6 protein-coding genes and 1 tRNA gene are annotated in these 6190 nt (G+C 29.4%); 1 reads left to right on the top strand and 6 read right to left on the bottom strand.

Translation table 11 applies throughout. The features are described from left to right. Positions 1 to 398: 398 nt before the first annotated feature. Positions 399 to 1547 carry a pyridoxal-phosphate-dependent aminotransferase family protein gene (locus V7Q02_RS15650; RefSeq protein ID WP_333862015.1) on the bottom strand — a complete coding sequence of 383 codons (1149 nt, stop codon included), beginning with the start codon at positions 1545 to 1547 and terminating at the stop codon, positions 399 to 401. Positions 1548 to 1819: 272 nt separating this feature from the next. Between V7Q02_RS15650 and V7Q02_RS15645 the strand changes: the two genes are divergently transcribed. Then, positions 1820 to 2416, top strand: coding sequence for a uracil-DNA glycosylase (locus V7Q02_RS15645; protein WP_333862014.1), 597 nt, complete (start codon positions 1820 to 1822; stop codon positions 2414 to 2416). Here V7Q02_RS15645 and V7Q02_RS15640 read toward each other — a convergent pair. From V7Q02_RS15640 to V7Q02_RS15620, 5 genes are all read right to left on the bottom strand, one after another. After that, positions 2413 to 2850, bottom strand: a complete 438-nt coding sequence (locus V7Q02_RS15640) for a VanZ family protein (RefSeq protein WP_333862013.1) — start codon at positions 2848 to 2850, stop codon at positions 2413 to 2415. The genes V7Q02_RS15645 and V7Q02_RS15640 overlap by 4 nt on opposite strands. Before the next feature lie 13 nt (positions 2851 to 2863). Next, complete coding sequence (locus V7Q02_RS15635) at positions 2864 to 3817, bottom strand: M42 family peptidase (protein WP_333862012.1); 954 nt, start codon at positions 3815 to 3817, stop codon at positions 2864 to 2866. 21 nt (positions 3818 to 3838) lie between these two features. Then, positions 3839 to 4858: a M42 family metallopeptidase gene (locus V7Q02_RS15630; RefSeq protein ID WP_333862011.1), complete on the bottom strand. Its 1020-nt coding sequence runs from the start codon at positions 4856 to 4858 to the stop codon at positions 3839 to 3841. Beyond that, on the bottom strand, positions 4849 to 5880 hold the full coding sequence (locus tag V7Q02_RS15625; protein ID WP_333862010.1) for a M42 family peptidase: 1032 nt from the start codon (positions 5878 to 5880) through the stop codon (positions 4849 to 4851). The genes V7Q02_RS15630 and V7Q02_RS15625 overlap by 10 nt, the downstream gene beginning before the upstream one ends. A 175-nt stretch (positions 5881 to 6055) precedes the next feature. Then, positions 6056 to 6131: transfer RNA gene (locus V7Q02_RS15620), tRNA-Lys, on the bottom strand. Positions 6132 to 6190: the final 59 nt, after the last annotated feature.

The raw sequence follows: 6190 nt of genomic DNA, 5'->3' as shown, positions 1-6190 counted from the left end.
ATTTCTCTACTGCCTATTTTCCCAGACAGCTTTTATAGTATATCATCTCATTTTATCTTTGTCAATACTTTTTTAGTATTTCAAAAATTAAAGTTCTCAAGATGCACATGTTGCTAAAACTACTATTCTATGTTTCGTAGCAACATGTGATATTTTATCATAGTTTATCCTAATGTCTCCGTGAAATATATTCATTATATAAAAATAACTTTTACATACAACCTATAATTCTTATTCTCTACAATATACTTATACTGATACGCTAGGTTATGTTTATTTATTCGATAACTACCATATTTAAAGATTTTATCCCAATACTGACATCACTTAATACTCCCACCTTTTTGAAAGTAGCATATAAGCATACCCTACACCAAGATAATTCCTTCTAAAATTCATCAGGAATCAATCGTTCTGGATTGTCTTAAAAAAAATCCAGGCATATCACATTTACATTGAAATCCTACATTCTTTAAAGCTTCTTGAAGAGCATAAAGACAATAACTTATTAAACCTGTTCTAGCATTTTCCCCCATATGTCCTATTCTTATAACCTTATTTTCCAAATATCCAAAGGAACCTGCTATCATAATATTAAAATTATCCAACATAAATTTCCTTAATTGCTTTTCCTCTATACCTTCTGGAGTTTCAATAACAGTAACTGTATTAGAATAGCCCTTCTCCACATATAAATTAAGGCCTGCTCTTATAACAGTCTTTCTTAAACTTTCAGCAATTATTCTATGTCTTTCTAAAATATTTTTGTCTTTTAAAATATTATCTACAGCTACTTTAAGTCCAACTATATTACTTATTGGAGGAGTATAGGGAAACCATTTATCTTCATAGTACTTCTCCCAAATCAATAAATTACAATAAAAAGACTTTATAGGTTCTTTTCTATTTCTCATAGCAATAAAAGCTTCTTCACTTATACTAACCAAAGTAAGTCCTGGAGGAGCTGAAAAACATTTTTGTGACCCTCCTACAACTACATCCATTTTCCAATTATCAACTTCTAATTTTTCTCCTCCCATTGCTGAAACACTATCTACTAAGGTTAATATCCCTTTCTCTTTGAGCAGAGGACATATTTTTGACACATCATTCAATACTCCTGAAGGAGTATCACAATGTACAATAGTTGCATATTTAAAATTACTATCTTTATCTAAAAATTTTGCTAATTCTATTACATCTATTTCTCTCTTCCTATTTCCTTTAAAAAACTCCACCTTCCCACCATATAATTTTACTAATTCAGCAAATCCTTCTCCAAATATCCCATTGTCAATTACAAGAACTCTATCCCCTTCCTCTGTGAGGGAAGCACAGGCTGCTTCTAATCCTAACATACCCTCTCCACCTAATATTCTAACTTGATTTCTAGTTTTCAATAACTGGCTTATATCCTTACAGGTATCTCTATAAAAATCATAAAATTTGGCATGTAAATCTGGATTAGTAGTTCTCATGCTCATTGCCAGTCTAACATTTTCTCTAACTTCTGTAGGTCCTGGAGTCAATATATATGGAATGTTCAACAAAATCACCTCTTTTAAACTAAGTCTAGTAGTATTATAATACTACTATTTTTTTAAACAAAATGTATGGATACAATTTATTAAAATTTAATTTTACCTAAGTAAGTTTAAAGTGAAAGATACCCATAAACAACATGCCTAGATAAGTTATCAATATTCAACTAAAGGAACTATTCCCATAATAAACTCCGTGTAAATTCAAAAATTACTTGATATTTGACACTTATGTTAAAATATAAAAAAGATTATTTAATTAATGAAAGGAATTTTTTATGAATGCTGAGGAAAAAATTGTAGAAAAAATTAAAATAATATGTGAAAATTATAAAAGTGAACCCATAGAAGGATACATTCCCGGCAATGGACCTATTCCTTGTCCTATATTATTTGTAGGAGAGGCTCCTGGAAAAACAGAAATAATACAAGGAAAACCTTTTGTTGGTATGGCTGGAAAAACTTTTGAGAATTATTTAAATTCTATAGACTTAAAAAGAGAAGAAGTACGAATTACAAATACATGTTTTTTTAGACCAATTAAAATTAAAATATCAAAAGATGGTAAAAAAACTATAAGTAACAGAACACCTAGAGTATCAGAAATCAAATTATTTAAAGAAATATTAAATGAAGAAATTAATATTGTCAATCCTAAAATAATTATTACACTAGGAAATATACCTTTGAAAAGTTTTACTGAATTTGATTCCATAGGAAAATGTCATGGTAATATATATTTTAATAAGAATCTAAATAAACCCATATTTCCTATGTACCATCCTTCTGCTTTGACATATAACAGAAATGAAAATTTTCAATTTATATATGAAGAAGACTGGAGAAAATTAAAAGGAGCTCTAAATAACCTTTAGACCTCCTTTTTGAAAAAAACTTTTTTATTGATAAAGTAACCCAATAACAGTCCCGCACTACCTCCTGCTGTATCTATAAATATATCTTTTATCCTAGCTGTTCTTCCAGGTATAAATATTTGATGAATTTCATCTGTACATGCATATAGAATTACCACAGCAATAGAAATTATAAATACCTTTTTTATTTTAAATTTACCCTTTATACTATTAAACAGTAGTATACCCAGTATACAATATTCTAAAAAATGAGAAGCCTTTCTAACTATAAAATTAGATAAATCTCCAAAAAATTTATTTAAGTCTAAACCCAAAGCTTGTATTAATAGAATAAAAGCTCTGCTTTTTTCATTAGATATAATGGATGTTTCATTAGAAAAGATAAATATTACCATCATCCATATAACAACTAAAATCCATTTAATTTTCTTCATAATTTAACTTTTTTTATACAAGTTCCTGGAAATTTTCTAATTCACCTAATACTTTTATAGTATTTTCTATATCACAAATAGATATCATCTCTGAAGTAGAATATTTATATCTGCATGGTACTGCAATTTCACCAGTTCTTATACCTATCCTCTCTTTATGTATAAGTCCCCCTTGGGATTTATCTGTGCTTATACTGTATTGAAGTTTTACATCTGCCCTTTCAGCAGCATTTTCCAATATATCTTTTATATCTTTGTGCATTATTAAAGAGCTATCCATGATCTTTAATACAGGTCCACCACCTATATCTATTTTTGTTTCCTCCTTGTTTTTCGTATTGGCAGTTCCTACTATTATACAATAATCAGGATTTATAGTATTTGCAGCTATTCTTGCACCTATTCCTCCAATTTCTCCTTGAGAAGCAAATACAAAATTAAATTCCGTATCACTAATTTTTATCTTTTCTAAAAGTTTTAAAAGTATATAACATCCTACTTTATTATGAAGCAAGGGACTTATTATGTTATTATCCCCCACTTTTAAATAAGGACCCACAAGAGATGCTACATCTCCTTCCTTTACCTTTTTTAATGTATCTTCCCTATTATTTGTACCTATATCCACTAAAGCACCCTTTGAAGATGTGCACACTTTGCCCAATGTGCCATTATGAAACCTTATAAAACTATGAGATATATCTTGAGTGTTAAACTCTCCTATATTACTTACCTTTATCATTCCATCTTCTTCTATATCATTAACTATAAATCCTACAGAATCCATATTAGAACATATCATAACCTTGGTTTTACCAATTCCAACTTTTACGAATATATTTCCTATACTATCTTCACTCACATCATAGTCAACTTCATTTAAAGTTTCTTTTATAACTTGTCTAATTTCATCTTCTTTTCCACTTATTCCAAAAGAATTAATTAATTTTAACAAAAGCTTATCCATGGTTCTCCCCCTTATATAAACCTAAATATTTATATTATAGTTCTCTAAATAACTTTTTAATAAGATTAAAATATTATCATAATCAGCTAAACTGCATACAGAAATATTAAAATTTCGATATCTGCATGGTATTAATACGGATGCAGTTTTACAATTATTAATGGTAAGATAAGCTGCTTTAACTTCTCCTTCTCCTTGGGTATTTCCGATCTTTTGATATGGTATACCTATATCCTCTGCCTTATTCCTTATAGATTCTACTATACCTCTATCAAACATACATTGTCCTGCCTTAAAAGGTATGACAGGACCTTCTCTTAATTTGCTTGTTCTAAAATAACTAGGAATTTCTTCATAATCTATACTATCTATGGTGTCTAAAATTATAGCTAAATCTGGATTAATGTTGTAGGCAGCAGCATAAACACCTCTTTGACCTATATTTCCCTGAATATTAAATACACCATATAAGTTACAATTTAAATCCTCTCTTAATAAATCTATAAGTATAGAACACCCTATCCTATCACCTAAAGCCTTTCCTTTTAAAAGATTATCTCCAAAATTGCAAAACCCGCCATTAAATACTACAAAGTCCCCCAACGATATAATCCTCCTACATTCCTCTTCCGAAAAAGCTCCTATATCTATACACATATTTTCCAAGGATATATTTTCATTTCTTTCCTTTTTACTTTGAATATGTATTGGCTTTATCCCGATAACCCCTGGTATCATTTTATCTCCAATTAAAACATTTTTAGCAGGAAGTGAATTTTTATCTATATCTCCTAATGTAGAAAACTTTAATGTGCCATCTTCATTATAAGACGTTATTATAAGACCTGATTCATCCATATGGGAAATTACCATTATTTTAGGCGAAGAATCATTTTCTCTATATTTATGCACTACAATATTTCCCATTCTATCTATAATTGTATTATCAGTAAAGGTATTTAATTCATCCTTTATTACACTTCTAATATGACCTTCATATCCTGAAGGACCTGTAGAATTACAGAGTTTTTCTAAAAACAAAATAACCCCTCCAATTCACTCTCTTTTAACTCCTGAATAAATCTTGCTAATAATCTTCCTGTATTTCTTATATCCTCTATATTAACCACCTCCACCGAAGTATGCATATACCTTATGGGAATAGATATAAGAATTGTAGCTATTCCCCCTACAGAAGTTTGAATATCCCAAGCATCTGTCCCCGTATTTCCCGGTTCCACTTCAACTTGATAAGGAATATTGTATCTATTTGCTGTTTGTATTAATCTATTTCTGGTCTTAGTATGTATATTAGGTCCTATACATATAACCGGCCCTTTTCCCAATTTATTTTCTCTACTATTATCTCCTAATATTCCACTGTCAAAGGTTACATCAAGTGCTATGCCTACATCAGGTTTAATATCATAGCTTACCATTTTGGCTCCTCTATGACCTACTTCTTCTTGGCAAGAACATACAAAATATATATCCAGATCAGAGTTTACATTTTTAAGTTCTTCCGCACAAATATACATAGCAAAGATACTGGCTCTATTATCTATAGATTTACAACTTACATTATTATTAAAAAGATGTATCATCTTTCTGTCTAAGGTAATATAATCTCCCAATTTAATTATGCTATTTAATTTTTCCTTACTAAATCCAGTTTCTATATATAAATTTTTCACAGAAACTTCACTTTTTTCTTTATCATTATAATTATATTTTAATACTACAACTCCAGGTATATTTTCTTTTCCATGGATGATAACTTCTTGAGATACAATACTTTTAGCATCTATTCCAAATCCATTAAATTTTATAAACCCATCTTCTGAAATTTCATTTACCATTAAAAAAACTTCATCTGCATGAGACATTATCATTAACTTTCTAGAAGTTATACCTTTTTTATGTATATACATATTATTTAATTTAGTTATAGTTGTATCTCCAAATTGTTCAAAGTTATCCTTTACAATAGAATACAACCAATCCTCTCTTCCACTTGGTGCATGAGCTTCACATATGGTTCTAAAAAAGTCTAAATCTTTCATACTTACCTCCAATCAAATATATTTGTAATTATACTTCAGTTAACCGTTATGGATTACTTTAATTATAACATAATTATAATGAAAATTTTTCAATTATCGGAATATAATAATTTGTTACTAAATATAGCATTGACATAAAAAAATAAGGAAGCATATTATTTATATGCTTCCTTATTGGTGGCTCACCGGGGAATCGAACCCCGGACAACATGATTAAAAGTCATGTGCTCTACCAACTGAGCTAGTGAACCAAAACAAAACCGGCAGCGACCTGCTCTCCCACAGGGCCTCCCCTGCAGTACCATGGGCA

This window comes from Clostridium sp. (genome assembly GCF_036781005.1).
Taxonomy (GTDB): Bacteria; Bacillota; Clostridia; order Clostridiales; family Clostridiaceae; genus Clostridium_B.
The sequence above is the reverse complement of the archived record's forward strand: the minus strand, read 5'-3'. Positions and strand labels throughout refer to the sequence as shown.

Excerpts from the sequence above, each read along its gene's own strand:
- V7Q02_RS15635 (WP_333862012.1), bottom strand. The coding sequence starts at position 3,817 with ATGGATAAGCTTTTGTTAAAATTAATTAATTCTTTTGGAATAAGTGGA.
- V7Q02_RS15640 (WP_333862013.1), bottom strand. The coding sequence starts at position 2,850 with ATGAAGAAAATTAAATGGATTTTAGTTGTTATATGGATGATGGTAATA.
- V7Q02_RS15625 (WP_333862010.1), bottom strand. The coding sequence starts at position 5,880 with ATGAAAGATTTAGACTTTTTTAGAACCATATGTGAAGCTCATGCACCA.
- V7Q02_RS15645 (WP_333862014.1), top strand. The coding sequence starts at position 1,820 with ATGAATGCTGAGGAAAAAATTGTAGAAAAAATTAAAATAATATGTGAA.